Consider the following 21612-nt stretch of genomic DNA (forward strand, 5'->3'; position numbering starts at 1 on the left):
ATTTTATACTTGTTCAAGTAATACAAAACATGTAACATGTAACATGTAACATGAAGAAAAAAGGAGGGAATAATCATTCTTTTCTTACGTTACAAGTTACATGTTACACGTTACACATTTATTCTATGTCGAAGGATTACTACAAAATTTTAGAAGTTGAAAAGAGCGCGTCGAAGGACGATATAAAAAAGGCCTTCAGAAAACTCGCGCACAAATATCATCCCGACAAAACGGGAGGAAGCTCCGATAAGTTCAAAGAAGTGAACGAAGCCTATGGCGTGCTTTCTGACGATAACAAACGCGAGCAATACGACACTTACGGGAGCGCGTTTCAAGGAGCCGGGTCCCAAGGAGATCCTTTTGCGGGAGGGCAGGGGTTCGGCGGATTCGACTTTTCTGGGTTTACCAATCAGGGTCAAGGTCAGGGGCAAGGTTTTCAAGACTTCGACCTCGGAGACATATTCGGAGATTTTTTTGGCGGAGGAGGAAGGAGGGAAGAGCGGGCTCGCGGGCGAGACATCTCCATCGATTTGGAAATACCTTTTAACGAGTCCATATTTGGCACCGAACGGAACGTGCTTTTGAATAAAACGGGGGTCTGTGCGCATTGCAAAGGGCTTGGGGGAGAGCCGGGGACGACAATGGACACGTGCCCGACTTGCAATGGAAAGGGAAAAGTGAGAGAGACCAAGCGCTCGTTTTTGGGAAGTTTTACGGCGGTGCGAGTCTGCTCCGAGTGCAAGGGCGCGGGGAAAGTGCCAAAAGAAAAATGCAAAACGTGCAACGGCGCAGGAGTGATTAAAAAACAAGAGGAGATAAAAATTCAGGTTCCTCCGGGAATTGACGACGGAGAAATGATTCGCATGAGCGGACGAGGCGAGGCGATAGCGGGAGGCTTGGCGGGTGATTTGTATGTAAAAATGCACGTGAAGAGGCATCCGGTTTTCAGAAAGGATGGAGCCAATCTTGTGTCGGAAGTGCCACTCAAGCTTTCCACGGCGCTACTCGGAGGCGAATACGTGCTTGAGGCTCTTGATGGCAAAGTAACCATAAATATTCCCGCAGGCATCGCTCACGGCGAAATTCTCCGAGTTAAAGGCCGTGGCGTCCCGCAAGAAAATGGTCGCCGAGGCGATATCTTCCTGAACATTTCCATAACCTATCCCAAAAAACTCTCAAAAGACGCGCGAAAACTCATCGAGGACCTCAAGAAAGAAGGAATTTAATTCCTCATCCACTTCCCCTTTCCAAGGGGAAGTGCCGAGTTTTCGAGGCGATGGGGTTCACCTTAATCTTTCGCTGAATTTTTTTGAGCACGTACAGGATTCATGATTCATGCTTCATGATTCAAGATTTCGACCCAAGCCTCTTTCTTAAAGGTTCGACCTTGAATCGGAAAAAAGGTCGAACCTTAATCTTAAACCATGCAAACCGAAATCGAAGCAAAATTTGCCGATGTTGACCCGAATGCAATCCGCGAAAAACTAAAAAGGTTAGGCGCTCGCCAACTCTACGCGGAAAAAATGATGCGCCGAAAAACATTTGACCTTCCGGGGGGCGAGCTGTATAAGAAAAAGGCATGGGTGAGAGTGAGAGATGAAGGAGACAAGGTTACGCTAAGCTACAAACAAATGACGGGGAGAACTCTCCACGGCACAAAGGAGCTTACGGTAACTGTTTCCGATTTCGAAAAGACCTGTGACTTTCTCTTGGCTATTCATTTGAACTTAAAATCCTATCAGGAAACAAAACGAGAGGCATGGGAGTTTCGCGGTTTAGAAATAACAATCGATACTTGGCCATGGGTTCCTCCGTTTATTGAAATTGAAGCAAAGAATGAAAAGACTTTGAAAAGTGTCGTGAAAGACTTGGGCTTGGACTGGAAGAGAGCCATGCACGGCAGTGTTGAGCCAGTCTATCAAATGCATTACGATTTTACCGATGCTGAAATAAATAGCTGGAAATCAATCACCTTTACTTCTCCTCCGAAGTGGCTTCTAAAGAGAAAGAAATGACCGTTGTTAAGGATATTCGTACTTTCCTTGACATTTCTAGCCACTAGTATTACCATAGTCGGTAGTTAAATATTACAAGTTTTAACATCTGTAAGGTCCCTCCCTCCGCCTTGGCGGAGGGAGGGATTGGGCCTTATTCTTCCATATTTCATATGGAAAAGATGGTTTCTGCAAGTCTCTCAAAGATGCGTGGAAATCCGGTTTACCCCGACAGTCTTCTGTCAGGGCTTCCCCCGTAACAGGGATAATTGATGTCGTTCCTCGCGTAAGCGAGAAAGCCTGAGTCAATGAGTATGATTCTTGAATCTAGAATATAGATTCATGAGTCTATTAATTAAGGTGGTACCACGGCTCGCCCGAACCTCGCAGGTTCAGGGTAAGAATCCCGTCCTTATTATGCAACTTTGCGTTGTGTAATGAGGACGGGATTTTTTGTTTTCTCTGCCGTTTGGCGGAGCAAGAAGTCCTTTGGTCAAAAAATTGGTTCTTTGAAAAATATGAAAACATCACGTAAATTATTCGGGGCTGCTTTCGAGCAATCGAAAACCGAAGGGCGTCAACTTGTAACGCTCATTCACTCGACTAAGCTGGTTGAACCCTTAGTCGTCTATCGGAAAATCTGCGAGCAGATTAATGAGACGGTCTGTATCATGGAGAGTGCAACACACACAGGCGAAAAGGGACGTTTCTCTTATGTCTGCGTTAGAGGCAGTGAGCTCCTCAAAATTGAAAAAGAGGAGGATCTAACGGTACTGAAGAATATGCTTCAGAAGTATTCTCCGCAAGCGCACCCGACACTTCCGTTTATCGGAGGAGCCGTGGGGTACCTCGGGCATGACCTTATCACACTTGTTGAAAAAACAATTGTGCCTCACGAACACGACCCGTTTCAGCTTCCGCTCGGCGCACAGTATTTCTTCACTGACGTTATTGTTTTTGATCATACTCAGAGGGAAATGCACTACGTAGCAAACGTGAGCATATCAGACGGTAAAACCGCTGACGTGGCTTACGAAGACGGGCTCGCCCGAATATCGGAGATGGAACGTTTGGTGGCGAATGAAGTCATCATGCAAAAAACACCTCCGCATATTGGTCCTATTTCATCAAATGTAAGCCGAGCCGAGTATCATGAAATGGTACTTAAGGCGAAGGAACATATCGTGGCAGGGAATGTGATGCAGGTCGTCCTTTCACAGCGTTTCCAAGCGTCGTACGATTTAGGTCAATCGGAAGGGTGGGGATTACCAATCTATGAAAAACTTCGCGAGTTGAACCCCTCTCCGTATATGTTCCACATGCGCTTTGGGGCGCAGATGAACCATCTGACGCTTCTCGGTGCTTCACCGGAAATCATGGTGCATATTGCTCATGAACGGATGCGGATTCGGCCGATTGCCGGGACTCGCAAACGCGGCAAAAATGCCGAAGAAGATAAGCAACTTGCGGAAGAACTGCTGAATGACCCGAAAGAAATAGCAGAGCACGTAATGCTCCTTGATCTGGCAAGACATGACGTTAGCCGGTTCTGCAAGGATCATTCAGTTCAGATTACATCGCGAATGAAGGTTGAGTCGTACAGCCATGTGATGCACATCGTCTCGGAAGTTGAGGGGGTGCTTCGCGACAAGGTTCATCCGTTAGATGCTTGCATCGGGTCGTTACCCGCGGGGACGCTGTCAGGAGCTCCGAAAATACGCGCACTGCGAATTATCGTTGAATTAGAAAAATCAAGACGTGGCCCTTACGGAGGGGCGTTCGGATGGATGACGAACGTAGCAACTGATACTTGCATATTCATTCGGAGCGCGATGCTCTATAAGGGGGTGATTTACTGGCAGTCAGGTGGCGGTATTGTAAATGACTCCGAGCCGGAAAGTGAATATCAAGAAACACTGGCAAAAGCCAAACCCATGGAAACAGTACTCGGAAAACTCGGAAAACTCGGAACACATTGAACAAAATTATGAAGAAATTCATCAAACCACAGGTGGTCATCCTTGACCACGAAGATTCATTCACCTATAACCTTGTCGCGGCGCTCGGCATACTCGGTGCCTCGGTTACTGTTTTTAGGACGACCGTTGATATCGAGGAGATCAAAAAGTTATCTCCAACTCACATCGTGTTTTCACCAGGGCCAGGGCATCCAAATGAAGTCCCGCTCTTTCAAAAAGTGCTCGATGAATATAAATACACCCCAATTTTGGGTGTGTGCCTCGGACATCAAGCGATTGCAGTGCATTTTGGAGCAGAGGTTGTTTGTGCCTCGATGATTATGCACGGAAAGACATCGGAGATTGAGCATGAGGGTGGCAGTATCCTTCAGGGCTTGCCTAATCGGTTTATTGCCTGCAGGTATCATTCGCTGATTGTCCGCAGAGTGACCATAAACCCAAGACTACTGGAAGTCACCTCCGTCGCTACGAATGATGGAGCGGTCATGGGTTTACAAAGCATTGACTACCCTCATATCGTTGGCGTGCAGTTTCATCCGGAAGCATTCCTCACTGAACACGGACCAGCCTTGCTCGGTAACTTCCTGAATCTTGAAGTCAAGGGGAAATCCGAAAGTAGCACTCGGGGAAAGTCCTTGTGAACTGACTTTCCCAGATGGTTCAAATGTAAATTAGTTCTCTCTCACAGACACCTCAATTCTTCGGAATGGAGGTGTTTTTTTATTCTTGCCTCGTATCTGAAAAAAGTGCGTGGGCACTTTGAAGTCCTTGTTGCAGTTGGCTTCGGTATATCAACACCTGATCAAGTGAGAGAGCTCTCCAAGCATGCCGACATTGCTGTCGTCGGTAGCGCGATTATTCAGACCATCAACAGCTTAACCTCAAACTCGCTTCTTATCGATATTTTTCGAATTGTAGATTCGTATGCGAAAGAAACTCTAATTCACGAGAAGATCACATAATGAAAAAAGTCTAAATTCATAAAAAAAGAGCAGTTTTTGCGACTGCTCAGTAGTGGATCGAATGGAACTATCCTCATGACTGATTCTCTCGGTCCAGTTCAATAAGATGCTCAACTTTATCATCTTCAAGAGGGAAACCGAAGTACCCTCCGTGGCTAACTGGGATGTAGGTGGCCGGATTTGATCCGATGATATCGCCGACGTGGATCGCCTCTCCTCGCAGGTCTTTCATTCTGCGAAAAATATCTTCAGCAGAATGGAGACAAATGTAGCTGAAGGCATTGAGTGCGTGGTGATCGCAGGGCAAGCTTGCCCACTCCGGTTTTCCGTATGGCTTCACATACGGCATGGCGATAGATGCGCTGGCGAAATTGAGATAGACGGGCATGATGATTTTTCCAAGCTGGTATCCCACCACCCTCCCAGCATTTGGAATAAATGGAAAGAAATCATGCGACGGCATCCAATCGAGAGGATTAGCTGGTTTGAGGCAGTAATGGATCTCGCCCTGGTACACTTGTCTGATCGATTTTTCCGCCTCGGGAAACATGATTCCAAGCACGATTGCCTGCACTCGAGCCCGTTTTTCCAACAGTAACCGGAGGGAATAGAGAAGTGTACTTCCGGTGAAAGCGCCATCCTCAACCAGAATCACGTCGCGGTCAGCAATTTCAGGGTTAAGGTCTGCAATTTGCTGAGACGGAAGTTTATGGCGCGGTCTCGGTCCAATACCGATGATGTTGCCATCGATGTCAACAATCCTACTCAAATGAATTGAGCGACCATCGGCGCCGAATGAGAGCAGGGGACAGGTACTCAGGACGAGTGGTTGATGAAACTTCTTTCTAACTCGGTTCACTGTCGTGGTGATCTCGCGACTCTGCTCGCGGGCAGGAATTACGATAATCTCCACGTCATCATTCCTGCTGAAGATTTCCTTCAGCGCTGAGACGAGCCGATTCTCAATATTCTGAATGAAGTCGGGCTCGGGAATCTTAAGCCCGATATTTGCAAATGCATCAATCTGCTCTGCAAGGGTCTGCGTGACAATGTACTGTCGGGGGGCACAATGGTGCCCATCGGCCTTTTCTGGAACTTCAGTTTTTTTCATACGATTAGGTCTTCGCGGTTTTTCGGTTGTGGTCAAACATAGCTCACAGAGATATGAGCCAGTTACTAAGACTTATGCTAGGGCATGTCCGCATAATGTCAATTGACAGAACGAGGGGTATGTTTTTAAATAATTTAGAAGAAGAATGCAAAATTCTGTCTAACCCTGACTTTATAGGGTTAATGATTCGAGAGCGATTTCAAGATGTATGATATTTTTTAAGCGAAAATCGGCAGATGAAAGAATCTCTTTCTTGCTTACAAGAATTGTTTTCATGCCAGCATTCTTTGCGGGAATAATATCAGTATTTTCTTGGTCTCCGACGACTATGCATTGTTGAGGTTTTATGTTTAATGATTTTACTAGAGATTCAAACGCATTGCCGTTACCTTTGCGCGTGTTTCCTTCTCCAGAAATAATATGACCACTGAATAGGTCATCTATTTGAAGTTCTCTCAACACATTATCAATCCAGATTTTTGGCGCGTCACTCAAAATAAAGATGTCATATTTTTTGCAGATGCGAATCAGCATCGGCCTCAATTCTTTTGAATGCGAAACAAATTGGCGTGCTGGGATATTCCAAACGGTATTAAAGTAATCATAACGATTCAAACCGTATTCTTTTTCAAGAGCGATGCTGATGTCTTCTCCATACTTTTTGAAAATCCGAGACAGAATTTTTCCCGCCTCATCACCGGTGACCTGAAGCTGGGCAGAAATAAATTCCCGTGCATTTGAAAGTATTTTCGCCTGAAGTTTCGAATCTCGAAATTTGCCTCCTTTGAATGAATAGAGGGTGCCGTCCAGGTCGAAAATGATAGTATCGTCTTTTTTTTTTAATTTTCTTGTTCCCATTTGTATTTTAACTCGATTTAATCTTACAATGATTCAGCTAGATTGACAAAAGTTTAAAAAAACCGACTGCACAATTAAGCGGAGTCGGGAGAAAACGACAAATTAGAATTTTATTCTGAAGCCACTATTTGGTCAAGAATCTCCATGACCCCTTGTGTCATTGTTTTGGTAGCTATCATTGAACATTGCTTCTTAAACTCATTTGATGCATTTTTGACGGCGCAATGAGTAACGGAGGGGTCATTGAGCAAGTCTGATATGCTGTCCCCAACCATATATATTCGAGCATTCTCGCTATGTTTTCTTAGCAAGGGAAGAGCATTTCTTTTTTCGGTTTTTGGATGGTGAACAATGCAAATGCCGTAATCAGGGTTATTGTCAATTACAGCTTCTTGCCACCATTTGGGCGCTAAACGAGAACCGATTTTATGAACCGATGAAAGCACTGCGTCAAGTGCCATCTTATCCATCACCCATTTTCCACCAGTATTTGCGAAAACAAAAAATGACAGACTAGCGTTTCGTAGACCGTTAATGAGTATGGCACTTTTTGAATAGCACTCTGCTCTCTCGATGGCAAGCATGGAACGTGACAATCGATTTACATCACCAATAATAAGCAAAAGAGAACCGGTAAGAGAATCAGATGCAAGTCCTGATATCATTAGCTCTCTTATTCTCATGAACTTTTCTGTTTCATCATTGACCCGAATCTCACTATCCAATATTTTTACAAGCCCCCCTTTTTCTGCCACAATTGGACCTTGAAGACCGTACAATTTTGCGATTAGGCTCAAAGTTGCAAGACCGGAATCCGAGCTTAGGCCTATACTCAGACCTCTTTCTTGCCCGTATTGAATAGCCTTTTTGAAATCAGTCTCGGGCACAGTGAGCTGGTAGTCCCTGTCAAAGATGGTACTGTCCACATCAAGCAATACAAGCTTTTTCCTCATAAATCAACTTTCCTTTTAAGTTTTGGGGATCTATATTCAAGACAATTCTACACATTTCAATGCGGGAATCAAGCAGCAGAAAAATTGACAGTAGATAATAAGGGTGTTAAATTATAATTTGACAAGTCTTTTAAAGGATACCAAGAATGAATGTTCATGAACAAGTTGAAATTGTACTTGACGCCCGTTACGTTAACGACATGTCCCCAGGCCATATGGGTTCCCGGATTATGCGTTTTATACGTCAAAGCGATCAAGCTTCGTTGGTTGTAAAATACGCTCACCCGAAAAATAGGCTCGCTTCAAATGACCTTGCTGAAAATGTCTTTGCTTACTCCGGACTAAAGAAAATCGGTGCGTCGATCATGTTGCCGAAGGATATTCAGGTCATCTCAATCTGGGGTGAAAAAGTCCTTGTAATGAGTGATATCGGGCAGACGATGGCGCAAAGAAATGGTGGTGTTAAGGAATTCAATTTTCTCGCTAAGCATTTGCTTAACGTATTGGAGAAAACGAGATGCACAACCTCTGAAGATATTGCAGATATCGGGGAGAGAGAAACCCTTCGAAACATCAAACGATTTTTGCCAAAGGGAAGCAATATTTGTCTCAGCATTGCTCAGAGCGGCGAAAATAAGCTAAAAAAATTAGCTGTCATGGTGTTGGATTTTACTCCGGACAATGTCTCCGTGAATGAAAATGGTTTGTCATTTATTGACCCGTGGCGCCAAAGGTCATATTTGGGCAATCCAGCGATAAGTATCGGGCAGTTTGTGACACTGGCTCGTTTATACAAAATGCGAGATGCGAAGGCGGGGGGAGAAGTTCTGGAAGGAATGGCGAAGGTAAAATTGCCAAAGCTTCTCGGAACTAAATCTTCAGTAATCGAAAGAGGATTGAAACTTGGGGCAACTCTGCAATATGTTCTTTCCGCTTATGTACGGAGGAATTCTGAGCCGGAGCAATCAAGGGATTTTTTGAACAGAGCTCGAGATATGTGGATTTAGTCACGAAATAGCATTACCAATGAGCTGGAAATTCCAGCTCTTTTTTGTAATAAAAAACCGACTACATCATTTGTGACGAGCCGGTTGATATGAACTAAACTTTTGAAAGAATGACCAAATCCTAAATCGGAATGGTGGGTATGACGGGACTCGAACCCGTAACATCTGGTTCCACAGACCAGTGCTCTAGCCGGTTGAGCTACACACCCACCCAGTTACCCTACTTTTGTAGTGCAAGCGTAATCATATCACTCGCTTCCTTTTCTGTCAACAGTTCTTGTTTTTTGGCGTCAAGATCGCGAAGGGCAACCTTTCCCGACTTGATTTCATCGGGTCCGAGAATGATGACAAACCTGATTCCTTGTTTCAGGGCGTATCCCAATTGTGCCTTGATTGTTCGCTCATTTCCCAGATATATTTCTGTTGGCACCCCTCCTCTGCGAATCCTGCTAGCACAAGCAAGTGAAGCTTCGGCCAACGATTGGTCGAAGATGGTGACGAGGACTTTTGAAACGCTTGTTTCCTCTTTCACCCTACCGAGACGAGTGAGGGCGGTGAATAGGCGGTCGACCCCCACAGAAGCTCCCACGCCAGGCATGTTAATGTCGGCATCGAAGCGATTTACCAGACCATCAAACCGCCCGCCCGAGAAAATACTACCGATGTCGGGCATGTCTTCGATGACCGTCTCGAAAACAGGTCCGGAGTAGTAATCCAGTCCTCGTGCTACTGCGAGGTCTATTTTCCAAAACTCCTCTGGGATACCAATCAAAAGGAGATTCTTCGTGAGAGCCTTCAGGGCATCGATGCCTTTACTCGCGTCCTCTGATTTTGCTTCGAAGAATTTCTCGACCAGATTCAACAGTTCAGAGGAAGTTTCCGACTTTAAGGCGAGGAAACCCTTCAGAATTTGAATTTGCTCTGGGTTGAGGAGTAGTGGGTTAGTGAGCGCAGTATCAGATTCCTTCGTGAGTTCGGCGATGACCCCGTCGACTCCAAGGGAATCGATTTTGTCGATTGCTCGGTCCAGCTCTTTGCACTTGTCCGAACAGTTTAGAATTTCGGCCAAACCGTTCAAAATTCGACGGTCATTAATGCGTATCGAAAACTTTGGGAGTTCAAGATTACTCAGCGTTGCATAAATAACCTGCACGATTTCGGTGTCGGCAAGGATCGAATTAGACCCGACGATGTCGGCGTCGAACTGGAAAAACTCCCTGTAGCGGTTGTTTTGCGGCTTTTCGCCCCGCCAGACTTTGCCAATTTGATACCGCTTGAAAGGCCGAGGAATTTCCTGGTAGGATGCCACTACGCGAGCGAGGGGCACAGTAAGGTCGAATCTTAAGGCAGAGTCCTCGTCGCCGAGGTCTTTGCCCCGATCTTCTGCACCTCTCACTACCCGCGTTCGGAATATGCTTTTGTTGAAGTCTTCCGAACCGCCGGTAAGCACCTCCAGACGCTCCATTCCCGGCGTCTCCAGTGGCACGAATCCAAACGATTCAAAGATGATCTTTATTCGAGCAATGAGCTTCTGGAACGGGATCATTCTAGCCGGCAGAATGTCCTGAAAGCCAGAAAGAAGGGACGGTCGGACTGTTTTTTGTTCTGTTTTCATGTGTTTTTTTGTTCTGTTTTTCAATGAGACTGTGTTGACATTACAGTATAATGTGATTTTATGCAAGTCTAATGAATATCTCCCACTATTGGCGATTTATTACAAGACAAAAAGTACAATGTAAGCATACTAAAAAAGAAAACCAGCTCATAAATGAACTGGTTAGGTAGCGTGAGGCTTCAATGAATCTCACTCTCCGCGACTTCCAGGTAATCAACGAATCTAGTTCCATTATCGGGCCAGTTCGTCAATTTCCTGTCTATGTCGGAACAAAGAACAAGTTTGCACGTTTGCCTTTCAATTTCTTGAAAAAGATGGATTGATTGTCCTATGCAAAACCGCGAGAAGTTCGTCGCCTGTTCACGGGGTATGCTCGCCCATGAACACGGGTTACCGAAGGGTAGCAAATACGGCAGGCCCACAGCATGATCAGTGTGAAGCGTTCTTCCCGAGTAATCGATGCCAGGATAGAAGTCGCGTTCACAAACTTGGTCGACTACTTCGTCATATGCTTTGCTAGACGCCACCGTAAGTCCTCGGCGATTGATTCGGTCAATACCGCTTTGAATTCCAACTCCACACATTACCGTAGCGATTTTGAAACCAGCGGACTCGAGTTCTGCGCAAACTGACTCCAATAGGTGTCCGGTAAAGATGACATCGTCATAAACGACAATAGTATTCGCTCGTCGCAATCGTTTGCGAAGCATCTTGATTTGGGTAGCCAAGTCTGGGTGGTTTTGCCGGGGACTAAGGGGCCCGTCGGTCAAATCTGGAAGTGCTGTTCTTGTGAGTTCAATGTTGAACTTGGAATTGACGTACGTCTTATCCAACGTCACCAAAGTTGCTTTTTCGCCAGAAGCACTGATTAGTTTTGGATTTTGAAGCGCACACGATGGTATGAATTCCACATTACCAAATATTGAACGTAACTTCTCTACAAATACTGACCTTACTGTGCGGAAGAATTTTTTTGATGGGAGACGAAATCTATGATTTGTCGCCCACTGCGCAAGGAGAATATCAATGTCTCCGGAAACTACATACGGTTTGTTAGTCATAAGTTCAATCCTCTTTTTGAAATTTTCAAAGGTCGTCCTTTCTGAAGTCATTTTCGGAAAGGGTGGGAATATTAAATAACTTTAAGAGCCATACCCTTTCAAAAAACAAAACCCTCCCATAAAAGGTGAGGGTCTTGTCAAATATGTTCCGATTGCTTAAGTAAGAGAGAGCAAGATACCCACCTTTTATGGGAGGGTATGATGATGAATTGAAATTAAGAGTATTTTTGGCTCGCTTCTACACATGTACGGATATCATATCAAATCTTTTTTTTCTGTCAAACCTATGCTATCATTCGAAAAATGAAGTCAAAAAAGAGAAAATTTCAAATTGGGGTTATGGGCTCTGCAGCGGATTTGAAGTACACAAAGGAGATTGAGAAACTTGCTTTTGAAGTAGGGAAACGTATTGCCGAATCGGGTAACATCACAGTTTACGGAGCAGAGAAGGATTATGACTCACTTTCTACAGCGGCATCACGCGGGGCAAAAAGCCTTGGCGGACTAACTGTAGGTGTTACCTATGGAAAAGGAAAAGACATTTGGGACAAGGAGGGGATGACCGACGTGACTATAGTGACAGGAATGGAAAGGGGAGGCGGACGCGAGTTTGTTCTCGTAAATTCTTGCGATGTTTTAATCATTATCTCGGGTGGTTCAGGCACGCTTACCGAAACTGCGATTGCGTATCAAATGAATATTCCGGTGATTGCAATAACAGGAACGGGCGGATGGGCAGATAAACTTGCCGGACAATATATTGATGCTCGAGAAAGAATCAAAATAATTGCGGTTGAAAATCCAAAGGAAGCAGTGCGTGTTGCAATAGATGAAGTTAGGAAGATGACAAGCTAGAACGTCTCAAGCGATGCAAATCAAATCAAAACTTACGAATAGGGAGGGGAAGACGTTAGAGGTGGTGTATCGGGATGTTGAATCGATTTCTGAACTGGGGGAGAGGAAAGTTTCTAGTGTGAAAGGGTATTGTTTCTTCGGAGATAAGCTGGTAGTTGTCTACTCTGGAGCTAATAAATTTTGGACCCTGGCAGGTGGCGGTGTCGAAAAAGGGGAATCGCCGGAAGAAGGGCTTATACGGGAAGTGAAAGAGGAGACAAATATGGAAGTTCTCGCAATTAAACTTGTGGGCTTTCAGGATGTATACGAGCCGACTCGAGTTGTTACGCAGGCAAGGTATGTCTGCATCGTGAGGCCATTTGGCCCATTTACTATTGATCCAGACGGCGACGTGACGGAGATAAAGCTCATTGAGCCGAAAGACTACAAATCCTATTTTGACTGGGGAATTGTTGGCGAGCACCTTATAGAACGGGCGCTTGAAGTGAGACGGGAAATGACATGAGAAGATGAGCCGAGAATACGAAGAAAGTATTAGAGATTCAGTAATTAAAGTCGGAACTCGGTCATGAAATTGTCTTGACTAAAATCTCTTTAAATATGTCATCGCCAATTGTTCCTTCAGCCGATTTTTTTGCATCTTACTTAATTTTGGCAACAAAGATTCGGCGATTTTCTCTGTTACTATTCCTTTTATTGCCTTTGGCGCAACGAAAAAGATAATCTCTTTTGCTTTTTTGCGCGAGACTGGTATCGAGACATATGTGTAGATTTGTCTTGCTAGGGGAGTCGACAATTTCTTTGACCTCCATTGTAAGTGTTTAAGAATGACGTCTGACGTTTTGTCGTCGATAAAACCGCGGTTGCCTTGATTAGAGACTTTCCATGTGTGGCGGATGATTCCAAGTATCCCAGATTTCTCTAACACATCCGCGTCATGTACAATCCTGGCCTCGAGAGATTTTGCTTTACCTGTACCTTCATGAGAAGCGACACATTCAGCAATTTCATTTTGTTCATGCTTTGTTAAATCCAATTCCTCTAAAATTTTTAAGACAATCCTCTTATTTGAGGAATAATTATAATCATTTCCAGATGGAAGGGCAGTGTCATGTAGCCACGCTGCCGCTTCAACTATAGGAACATTTGCTCCAAGTTTTTTTGCCATAAAGACCGCAAGTTTTACGACTCGAAATAAATGTCTGTTTCCCTTAGATTTTGCGCCAAATGCTTGATTCCAATCGGTTTCTAGGCCAATATTCGTTATTTTCTTCATTGTGACTTTGTCTAACATCGAGTCAGTGTAGCATAAAAAATATTCCGCTTGTGTTAGTATCATGGAATGAAAAAAATACTTCTCGATGTGAAGCCATTTCAGGAAACACTTCACGCGGATATGTGTGGTCCAGCTACTCTTAAGATTCTGTTTAGTCACTACGGAATAAACAAAAGCGAGCAGGAGCTTGCGAAGCTGTGTGGATTGAAGCCTGGCTTGGGAATTGACGACTCGGCCATCGTTAAAGTTGCGCAATCTCTGGGGCTAAAATCAGAGATAAAAAATGAAAGCACATTTCAAGATGTAGAGGCATGGCTTAAAAAGGGTGTACCGTTGATTGTTGATTGGTTTACTAAAGGGCGGAGAGAATATCCCGACTCGCAAGTCTCTGATGGGCACTACTCTTTGCTTATCGGGCTCGATGACGAACTTGTGTACCTCCAAGACCCGGAAATCGGTGGCATACGAAAAATCGCTCGAGAAGATTTTCTAAAAGTTTGGTTCGATTTTAGAGGCAAGACTATAAAACCCGACGAGCTCATAATCAGGCAAATTATCGCGATATATAGGTAGTTCTATCCTTGTCTGACGTAGAAATTGATTATTCGTATCAACACCTCAATCGTCAAAAATCAGACCCCGGGAGATAAAATAAGTGCTTTTGTAATGCGTGGTACTTCTTTTTCAAAAAAATTCTTGACCATTTTCCAATCTGCTTTGAAATTGGTGACAGGATCTGGATCATTTTCCGCGTCCTCAAAATACACAAGGCTCTTGAGAATGTGGACGGGATTCTGCTTCACGGTATACTGATTTTGGGCAGACTCGATACTTTTCATAAGTGTCTGAATATGCGCGGAGAGCCAATATAAGTCGAAGAAGTCTCGTTTTTTTCCACGTTGGCATATTGCAATAATTTTCATCGCGGCAATATCCTCCGGTTTAACGAGAGATATGCTTCCAAGCTCTAAAAAAGGCTGGGAAAATTTTATAAAAGGATATGCAATCAAGCTCACTTTAGCCCCATTGAGCTCTCCGTATACGGTAGCGCGATCAAGGGAAGATGTTTTCCATTTCCCGACTGTGCTTAATGTCTCTTCTATTTTTTTTTCATCGAACGATTTTTCTGGAGTAAAAAAATCAAGGTCAACAGACGAACGATGTCCGACTTGAAGTGCAAGCGCCGTTCCGCCTGCCAGATACCATCCCCCGCTCGAAAAAAAAGCATTTGATATGCACAGTAAAAAAGCTTCCTTCGTAGCTTGAGGAAGGACATCAAGATGCAATGACTTCAAAACCGCCATGTCTATGTTAGGAGTAGAGACCATAAAGCTTTTGATTTACTCATAACCTGACTCCGAGGAAGATTCATGACCCGACTTATTTCGTCTTTTGAATAGGTGTCAAAAAGCCAACGAACATCATCTGGTTCTCCAAAATCCAAAATCCGCTCAATCACATATTGAGCGTTTTTTTTCGGGTCAATCTTTTCTGGGTCAACGTCCCAGAAGAGTGATTGTCTGAATTTCATTGGTACATTATAGCATATTTTGACTAGAAAATCTCTCTGAAGTTCAGTTCAATAAGGCAGGGAGTAAGGCCCGACCTTTCTTTCGATTTAAGGTCGGGCCTTGAATGGGAGTCGAGTCGGTAAACAAAACCAAAATTCTCGACTTGTGCTAAACTATAAGCCATGAATCCCGTAGTGAAAAATGACATTGAAGCGATATTTTGTTATGAACAGTCTTTGAGGAAAAATCGACGTATGTTTAATAATAACTTTAGGATGACAACAAGTTCCACAAGAGCGATGTCATTTTCTACTACAGGATGAACTGGTTTTTTATTGCCCTAGGGGCGCCGATTTTGTGGGCGCTCGTCAACCACGCGGATAAGTATCTTCTTTCCAAATATTTCAAAGGCAACAACGTCGGAGCGTTGGTTATTTTTTCCACTATCGTCGCTATTGTTATTGCGCCGATTCTCTACATCGTCAGTCCCGATGTGTTTGACGTGAGTGCAAGAGACATCTCTTTGCTCATCGTCTCCGGGGTTTTATATTCTATCGCTATTTTGTTCTATCTGTATGCCCTTGAAGACGGTGAGACATCTGTCGTAGCTCCTCTCTTTCAGCTTATTCCGGTTTTCTCTTTCTTTCTCGCCTATATTCTGCTGGGGGAGGTGATAAATGGAAGGCAGGCGCTCGGAATCATCGCGGTCATAGCGGGCTCTCTCATTATTTCTCTTGACCCTAAAAAAAAGTTTTCGGTCAAGAAGAAAATTCTTCTCTACATGATTCTCGCCTCTCTCTCCATTGCTCTTTACGAAATATTTTTTAAAATCGCGGCGCTCGACGTCGGCTTTGCAGTTTCGTCTTTCTGGCAGTACATCGGAGTGTCCCTGGTCGGAGTATTTCTTTTTCTGTTCATAAAGCCGTATCGAAATCAATTTTTGAAAATGATTAAAGCGAAACCGGTATTTATGATTATTTTTAACGGCGCGAGCGAGATGGTGACAATTGTCGGCAATCTTCTGGTCAACTTCGCGGTGCTCCTCGCTCCGGTCGTTTTGGTGCTTGCGGTCACCAATCTCCAGCCGATTTTCGTCTTTCTTATCGGCATCATCTTGAGCTTATTCTTCCCTAAAATTGGAAAAGAGGATATGAGTAGGCGAAGCATTATTCAAAAAAGCCTGAGCATAGTCATTATTATTTTCGGGTCGTATCTTATCTACTAGTGTATTCGCTTACGTTCAAAATGCTTGGTATACTATAGAGCAAAGAATATGGAGCAGGAACATTTTGGGGAACATCTCACAATAGACGGATATGGGGGGAGCAGGGAATTGCTCAACAGCAAGGACCTTGTGCTTGGGAGTCTCTCGGCAATTCCAAAACTTTTGAAAATGGAGGTATTATCCGAGCCACAAGTTTTTTTCGCTCCTGAAAACGACGTGAAAGACCCCGGAGGGTGGAGTGGGTTTGTGATTATCGCGGAAAGCCATGTGAGCATTCACACCTTCCCGAAGAGGGGATTTATAAGCGCCGACGTCTACACCTGCAAAAATGGCTTAGAGAAGAAGATTATAGAAGATTATTTCAAAAAGACTTTCGAATTAAAAGACTTAGAGACCAACTTTCTCATTCGAGGAAAAAAATATCCTCCCGAAAATATTTACTGACTTTAGCCCTGCTTCTCTTCGTCCACTTTTACGGCTCGGCGGAATTCGATACCAAAAATCTTGCCGAAATTTAAGAAATTGGACTCGGTTTTGCGGAAATTATAGCCCCATTTTTTAAGAAGCGCGTTGCTCTCGAAGATAAAGCGATTCCCGATGTCATTTCTGTAAATAACTTTTGGAATAATGATTTTCTTCGCCAAATCATAAACTTTTTTTTGCGCTTCTTCGACAGTTTTCCCCATTCCCGTGGCGTAAAGCACATATCCACGGCTATCTGAAATATAGTAGCGACCCTTCTCCGGATTTTCAAGATAATTGCTTCTTACGGACACTTCTTCAAAGTGGATGTGCTCAAATTCCTTCTCCGAAACATCATCAAAGAAAATCGTCATGCCGTAGAATAAGTTGTCCTTCATTTTTTTAGAATAGGGGAATGGTGGCACTGCCATCACGACGACAAGACCGTATCCCTGGTTCCATTTCAAATCATAGCTCTCGCCCTTGGCAATCGCAAAGAGGAACTCTCCCCAGTGCGATTCGTGAATTTCTGTTTGCAGATGAACGATCGGAGACCCCATTCGAGTAGTTGCTTCCAAGGGGTATACTCCGCTTTCATTTACGACGCAGTTAATCTCAAAATCTCCGCGATAATTGATTTCCTGAAGATACGGTTTGAATCGGGCGACAGTTTCCATGTACAGTCTATTGCTTTCATCGTCGTCATACCATGCAAGCGTCCCCATTTCACTTGTGGTGGGCCCGATATCGCCGGGGAAAAATTTCTTGTGCTCCAAATTGTACTCAATAGGGCCTACCCAATCCTTGCCGTTGAAATAACGCCCGACGCCGATTTCAACACCCACGATTTTTTCATGGAGAGTTATCCTCTCTTTGTTTACAGTTCTATTTTGGAAATAATTCTTGAGAACGCTTATTGCATCGCGACCGTCGTCAAAATGCCCGATATAATTTAAAGTTTTTGGAGCGTGCCCGTTTTGCTTTATCACCCAAGCGCGGGGGTGGTCTTTCACATACATGACTGCGTCGTCCATGTTTTCAAAATCCTTGAGTTCTACTGTCTTCATCCCGTAGTCCGCGAAAATTTTCTGCCCATATTCTCTGTCAAGCTCCAGCTTATCGCCGAGCTCCGAACCTCCGAATACGATGTAACCCTGCTTTCTTAATTTATCTTGAGTCCTGCCGAAGCCCACATCATCAAACACGATAAGACCATCTTTACCCACCCAGGATAATTCATTTTTCCATTCTCCAGTTTTTTGGACGAGGTTGTCCAAATTGCCCCGACGAGCTTTTTCTTTTATATAGAGCTTGACTTCGTGACCTTCCTTGACCAGCTCGTGAGCAACGCTTCCCGCTATAAGATCATTTGTAATAAAAAGTATTCTCATAGTATAATGAATTATACAACTATATGGATAAGAAATCAAAAAGAATTGCTTATTTTTGCTTATTGATGAAATGTCGACGAGATTCCTAAAAAAAATTGACATTGAAATGATATCGTGCTAGGTTTGCTTCAGCTCTTCGCTGTAAGCACCTTAATTGGTGTTGCATGGACTATGCTAGTCCTGCAGGAAACTCTTTGCAGATAGGGTCAATGTTCCTCAAAAAGCTAGATTACTATGGAAAATACAGAACAAAATGGCATGCCTATGGGCATGCGTAAGGCTCGTTCAATGGCAGTTGAATTTGTCACGAACGGCCATCCCGACAAGGTTTGCGACCAGATGGCGGATTCCATCCTGGATGCCGCGATCTCTCAAGATCCGCTCTCGCGAGTGGCGATGGAGGTCACTGGCGGACATGGTATAGTTTTCGTCACGGGAGAGATGACAACGAAAGCCGATTTTGACATCGGAAAAGTTGTCCGAGATGCTTACCTCAAGATTGGTCATGACCACTCCATCGGTGTGATAACGAACGTCGTGAAGCAGTCTCCTCACATATCACAAGGTGTCGACACTGGTGGTGCCGGGGATCAGGGCATCATGGTCGGTTATGCAGTTAAAGGTGAATTGGATTTCATGCCGAAACCATGGGGTCTTGCTCGCAAGCTTACCCGACGACTCCGGGAAGTTAGAGTGAAGGGAATTTTACCCTACCTTCGTCCAGACGGAAAAAGTCAGGTCACTATGACTGGTGATCGTGTCACTCATGTTACCATTGCAGCTCATCACAGCGAATCGGTATCACTCGAGCAAGTACGACACGACATTATCAGTCAAGTTGTGCAACAAATCATACCCCAGATCGACGCTGTCGTTGTGGTCGTGAATGGCACAGGAATATTTGCTCAGGGCGGGTTCGAAGCTGATGCTGGCACAACGGGCAGAAAGCTTATTGTGGACAACTACGGTCCTGTGGTCGAGATTGGTGGGGGTGCATACTCTGGGAAAGATCCTTCGAAAGTTGACAGAAGTGCCGCCTACTTCTGCAGGATGGTCGCAAAATCCATAGTGGCTGGAGGGCATGCGGATGAAGCGATTGTGAAAGTTGGCTATGCCATCGGCGTTGCTAAACCTACGTTCTTTTCGGTGGAAACATCTCTCCCTGAAAAGGAGGCTCTTGCCCTTGAGGAACGGGTTCGGTCTCAGTTTTGTTTCGAGCCAAGAGCAATCATCGATCAACTCGGCCTCCTTAAGCCGAAGGGATGGTGCTACTGTGATACTGCCGAGGCGGGTCATTATGGTGATGACCGATTTCCTTGGGAACAGGTCTCTCAAATCGTATAGGTCAGTTACTTGGCGGACTCGAGGTGTCACTGAAGTCAGGGACACCTTTTTTATATATAAGTGAGACGAATAGCTCAGTCTCAATGCCGATTGGATTCAGTTTTTTTCGACAAATCCGCGGAAAAATCTTACCCGTAACAGAGCTCCAACTCGCACAAAATCTTGCAATTCTTACTTCCAAAATTCTAACGACGTTTTAGCTGGCTATAAGCGCGAGTGTAATCGGGATTAGTACCGCAACACCCACCAATAATCGTGGCACCTAAATCGACCCAATTTGAACAGTGGTGAAGATAATTTTCTATCTGATCCGCAGTGGTAAATTTCCAACCCTCTTTATTGTCAGCTTCGCCTGCACCGTTACCATAAGCGCCAAAGGGCAGAGACGTGACTTTTTTGATTTTGTTCAGAGCTTTAGAGGCGACTCCTCCTTGCACGCAATTTACCAAAATTGCGATAGGATGAAATTTGCTCAATTGATCGATAGCTTCTTTCCAGCGGTCGCCGTTCAGAATGTCACCCGCCTCGTTGGTAGTGAAACTGACAGCAAATGATTTTCCAGTAGAATAGACTTCTTCTGCGACAATAATTGCCTCCCTAAAGCTATTGAATGTTTCCAAAAGAAAAAAATCAATTGGCGTATCGGCTAAAAGTTGTACTTGCTCTCTATGTTCAGTTTTCATTTCACGTTCTGTAGGTAATAAATCCGGCCGATAACAATCTTCCAAAGTAGTGACGCATCCAGCTATATATACCGGTCGCTTAGCCTTGGCTTCATTGCGCGCTTCCACTGCAATATTTACCGCTAGACGGTTAATCCGTTCCGTCTCTCTTGATAATCCCACTTTCGCCAAAGTCCGACGTTGCGTACGGAAAGTGTTAGTGGTAATGATATCAGCTCCCGCTTCAATATAGTCAATGTAAATCTGTTTTAATAATTCCGGATTATCGAATAAGACTTGGGCTGACCACAATGGCAGTTTCGTTGGAAATCCTCTGCGCAAAATTTCTGTACCTGTGCCACCAGCTAAGTAATATATTTTTTCTTTTTCAATTTTCATATAGTTTTGTCGTATTTAGGTCAGACTGATAAAAAATGGGTGACAGGCTTTTTAATATACCAATCACCCTGTGATAAGAAATTCATGCCAAAGTTCCCGCCATGACATAAATGTTATGATAGACCGTCGCTCGCTCAACTCGAAGCTTTTCGGCTTTACGAGCGTTAATCAACTTGCTACCTTTGCAATCAGAGAAAAACTCAAAGTCACAATGACCGTTTCCTTCAAGCGCGACAAGCGATGCTAGCGAAGTACCCGAATGTTGAGGGATTGTTTCTTTGTGCACCAATGTGGGTTTGTAACCTAAACCACTAAAGAGGGAGCGCAGAGATTTTAGCCCGGGTCGCCCGCCCAGATTTAGCACGACTTTCCCTCCCGGTGCGAGAACATCGCGTGCTTTGATCAGAAGCGTTTCCACCAGACCAAGTCCGAGAGCATTTAGATGTGCACTAGGATAGTGGGCCGGGTCATAGTAATGAGCAAGCCTGTCACCAATCGAGAGGTCAATTTCTGATGGTACTTGCGGGAGACATCCGAAAATAATGTCAACTCTCGGAGGCTTGAGACCACCTCTGGATGGGGGTGTTACCAAGTCCCACGATCCATAGAGTGGGTGTAACCCATCGCGCTTTCCGTTTGAGGACAGCAGATTTCTCATCGCAAGTGGCACAAATCGGGCGTCATAGTCCGAGAAATACCAATTCGAGCTCAATGCTTGGTTTCGAAGCACAACAAGATTGATGCCGGTGCCCACTCCAACTTCCCACACACATTTGTTTTTCCACGAATATGTGAGCTTTGAAAGTCCACGCAAGAAAGCCACACTCCAGTGGTCTGGTTTGAAAGCCCATTCTGGCACACGGATAGTGACATTCGTATCGAGGTTACCAATTGAATCATTCAGAATCTTCGAAATTAAAAAGTCTGGCATAGTTATCCGCTTCTTG

Annotated in this window: 23 protein-coding genes and 1 tRNA gene; 12 read left to right on the plus strand and 12 right to left on the minus strand. The window is 44.4% G+C overall.

What is annotated here, in order from left to right:
- Positions 1-50 precede the first annotated feature (50 nt).
- The 5 genes from dnaJ to ABI430_02780 all read left to right on the plus strand — a co-directional run bounded on the left by dnaJ (position 51) and on the right by ABI430_02780 (position 4935).
- Positions 51-1226: a molecular chaperone DnaJ gene (gene dnaJ / locus ABI430_02760; protein MEO8637796.1), complete on the plus strand. Its 1176-nt coding sequence runs from the start codon at positions 51-53 to the stop codon at positions 1224-1226.
- Positions 1227-1424: 198 nt separating this feature from the next.
- Positions 1425-2015, plus strand: coding sequence for a CYTH domain-containing protein (locus tag ABI430_02765; protein MEO8637797.1), 591 nt, complete (start codon positions 1425-1427; stop codon positions 2013-2015).
- Between the two features lie 497 nt (positions 2016-2512).
- Complete coding sequence (locus ABI430_02770) at positions 2513-3973, plus strand: chorismate-binding protein (protein MEO8637798.1); 1461 nt, start codon at positions 2513-2515, stop codon at positions 3971-3973.
- Positions 3974-3981: 8 nt separating this feature from the next.
- Positions 3982-4614, plus strand: a complete 633-nt coding sequence (locus tag ABI430_02775; protein ID MEO8637799.1) for an aminodeoxychorismate/anthranilate synthase component II — start codon at positions 3982-3984, stop codon at positions 4612-4614.
- Positions 4615-4710: 96 nt separating this feature from the next.
- On the plus strand, positions 4711-4935 hold the full coding sequence (locus tag ABI430_02780) for a tryptophan synthase subunit alpha (protein MEO8637800.1): 225 nt from the start codon (positions 4711-4713) through the stop codon (positions 4933-4935).
- A gap of 73 nt (positions 4936-5008) precedes the next feature.
- On the opposite strand, the gene ABI430_02785 is transcribed toward ABI430_02780, so the two are convergent.
- The 3 genes from ABI430_02785 to ABI430_02795 all read right to left on the minus strand — a co-directional run bounded on the left by ABI430_02785 (position 5009) and on the right by ABI430_02795 (position 7857).
- On the minus strand, positions 5009-6046 hold the full coding sequence (locus ABI430_02785; protein ID MEO8637801.1) for a hypothetical protein: 1038 nt from the start codon (positions 6044-6046) through the stop codon (positions 5009-5011).
- Between the two features lie 171 nt (positions 6047-6217).
- Complete coding sequence (locus tag ABI430_02790) at positions 6218-6904, minus strand: HAD family hydrolase (GenBank protein ID MEO8637802.1); 687 nt, start codon at positions 6902-6904, stop codon at positions 6218-6220.
- A gap of 110 nt (positions 6905-7014) precedes the next feature.
- Positions 7015-7857, minus strand: coding sequence for a hypothetical protein (locus ABI430_02795; protein MEO8637803.1), 843 nt, complete (start codon positions 7855-7857; stop codon positions 7015-7017).
- 146 nt (positions 7858-8003) lie between these two features.
- Here ABI430_02795 and ABI430_02800 point away from each other — a divergent pair, with 146 nt between their 5' ends.
- Complete coding sequence (locus ABI430_02800; protein ID MEO8637804.1) at positions 8004-8864, plus strand: hypothetical protein; 861 nt, start codon at positions 8004-8006, stop codon at positions 8862-8864.
- 132 nt (positions 8865-8996) lie between these two features.
- Here the strand turns inward: ABI430_02800 and ABI430_02805 are convergent.
- From ABI430_02805 to ABI430_02815, 3 genes are all read right to left on the minus strand, one after another.
- A tRNA-His gene (locus ABI430_02805) sits at positions 8997-9073 on the minus strand.
- Between the two features lie 11 nt (positions 9074-9084).
- The gene (gene hisS / locus ABI430_02810; protein MEO8637805.1) at positions 9085-10479 is read right to left on the minus strand and encodes a histidine--tRNA ligase; all 1395 of its coding nucleotides are present in this window, start codon (positions 10477-10479) and stop codon (positions 9085-9087) included.
- Positions 10480-10658: 179 nt separating this feature from the next.
- Positions 10659-11591, minus strand: coding sequence for a hypothetical protein (locus ABI430_02815; GenBank protein MEO8637806.1), 933 nt, complete (start codon positions 11589-11591; stop codon positions 10659-10661).
- 252 nt (positions 11592-11843) lie between these two features.
- On the opposite strand from ABI430_02815, the gene ABI430_02820 reads away from it, so the two are divergent.
- Positions 11844-12395 (plus strand): hypothetical protein, encoded by a 552-nt coding sequence (locus ABI430_02820; GenBank protein MEO8637807.1) that lies wholly within the window; start codon positions 11844-11846, stop codon positions 12393-12395.
- Positions 12396-12408: 13 nt separating this feature from the next.
- Positions 12409-12900: an NUDIX domain-containing protein gene (locus ABI430_02825; protein ID MEO8637808.1), complete on the plus strand. Its 492-nt coding sequence runs from the start codon at positions 12409-12411 to the stop codon at positions 12898-12900.
- Positions 12901-12978: 78 nt separating this feature from the next.
- Here the strand turns inward: ABI430_02825 and ABI430_02830 are convergent, their stop codons facing one another.
- Positions 12979-13689, minus strand: a complete 711-nt coding sequence (locus ABI430_02830) for an HD domain-containing protein (GenBank protein MEO8637809.1) — start codon at positions 13687-13689, stop codon at positions 12979-12981.
- Between the two features lie 48 nt (positions 13690-13737).
- Here ABI430_02830 and ABI430_02835 point away from each other — a divergent pair, with 48 nt between their 5' ends.
- A complete protein-coding gene (locus ABI430_02835; protein MEO8637810.1) occupies positions 13738-14244 on the plus strand; it encodes a C39 family peptidase in 507 nt (168 codons plus the stop codon).
- 59 nt (positions 14245-14303) lie between these two features.
- Here the strand turns inward: ABI430_02835 and ABI430_02840 are convergent, their stop codons facing one another.
- On the minus strand, positions 14304-14999 hold the full coding sequence (locus ABI430_02840) for a nucleotidyl transferase AbiEii/AbiGii toxin family protein (GenBank protein ID MEO8637811.1): 696 nt from the start codon (positions 14997-14999) through the stop codon (positions 14304-14306).
- A complete protein-coding gene (locus ABI430_02845) occupies positions 14978-15202 on the minus strand; it encodes a hypothetical protein (protein MEO8637812.1) in 225 nt (74 codons plus the stop codon). The genes ABI430_02840 and ABI430_02845 overlap by 22 nt, the downstream gene beginning before the upstream one ends.
- A 299-nt stretch (positions 15203-15501) precedes the next feature.
- Here ABI430_02845 and ABI430_02850 point away from each other — a divergent pair, with 299 nt between their 5' ends.
- Together ABI430_02850 and ABI430_02855 are read left to right on the plus strand one after the other, a co-directional pair.
- The gene (locus ABI430_02850) at positions 15502-16407 is read left to right on the plus strand and encodes an EamA family transporter (GenBank protein ID MEO8637813.1); all 906 of its coding nucleotides are present in this window, start codon (positions 15502-15504) and stop codon (positions 16405-16407) included.
- A gap of 48 nt (positions 16408-16455) precedes the next feature.
- Positions 16456-16851 carry an S-adenosylmethionine decarboxylase gene (locus tag ABI430_02855; GenBank protein ID MEO8637814.1) on the plus strand — a complete coding sequence of 132 codons (396 nt, stop codon included), beginning with the start codon at positions 16456-16458 and terminating at the stop codon, positions 16849-16851.
- A gap of 2 nt (positions 16852-16853) precedes the next feature.
- On the opposite strand, the gene ABI430_02860 is transcribed toward ABI430_02855, so the two are convergent.
- Positions 16854-18260 (minus strand): phosphoribosylglycinamide synthetase C domain-containing protein, encoded by a 1407-nt coding sequence (locus tag ABI430_02860; GenBank protein ID MEO8637815.1) that lies wholly within the window; start codon positions 18258-18260, stop codon positions 16854-16856.
- Positions 18261-18494: 234 nt separating this feature from the next.
- On the opposite strand from ABI430_02860, the gene metK reads away from it, so the two are divergent.
- Positions 18495-19604, plus strand: coding sequence for a methionine adenosyltransferase (gene metK, locus ABI430_02865; GenBank protein ID MEO8637816.1), 1110 nt, complete (start codon positions 18495-18497; stop codon positions 19602-19604).
- 185 nt (positions 19605-19789) lie between these two features.
- On the opposite strand, the gene ABI430_02870 is transcribed toward metK, so the two are convergent.
- The gene (locus ABI430_02870) at positions 19790-20665 is read right to left on the minus strand and encodes a homocysteine S-methyltransferase family protein (protein MEO8637817.1); all 876 of its coding nucleotides are present in this window, start codon (positions 20663-20665) and stop codon (positions 19790-19792) included.
- 82 nt (positions 20666-20747) lie between these two features.
- Positions 20748-21596, minus strand: coding sequence for a hypothetical protein (locus ABI430_02875; GenBank protein MEO8637818.1), 849 nt, complete (start codon positions 21594-21596; stop codon positions 20748-20750).
- Positions 21597-21612 lie beyond the last annotated feature (16 nt).

This window comes from Candidatus Taylorbacteria bacterium, from assembly GCA_039934295.1.
GTDB lineage: Bacteria > Patescibacteriota > Minisyncoccia > Phycocordibacterales > HO2-43-120 > HO2-43-120.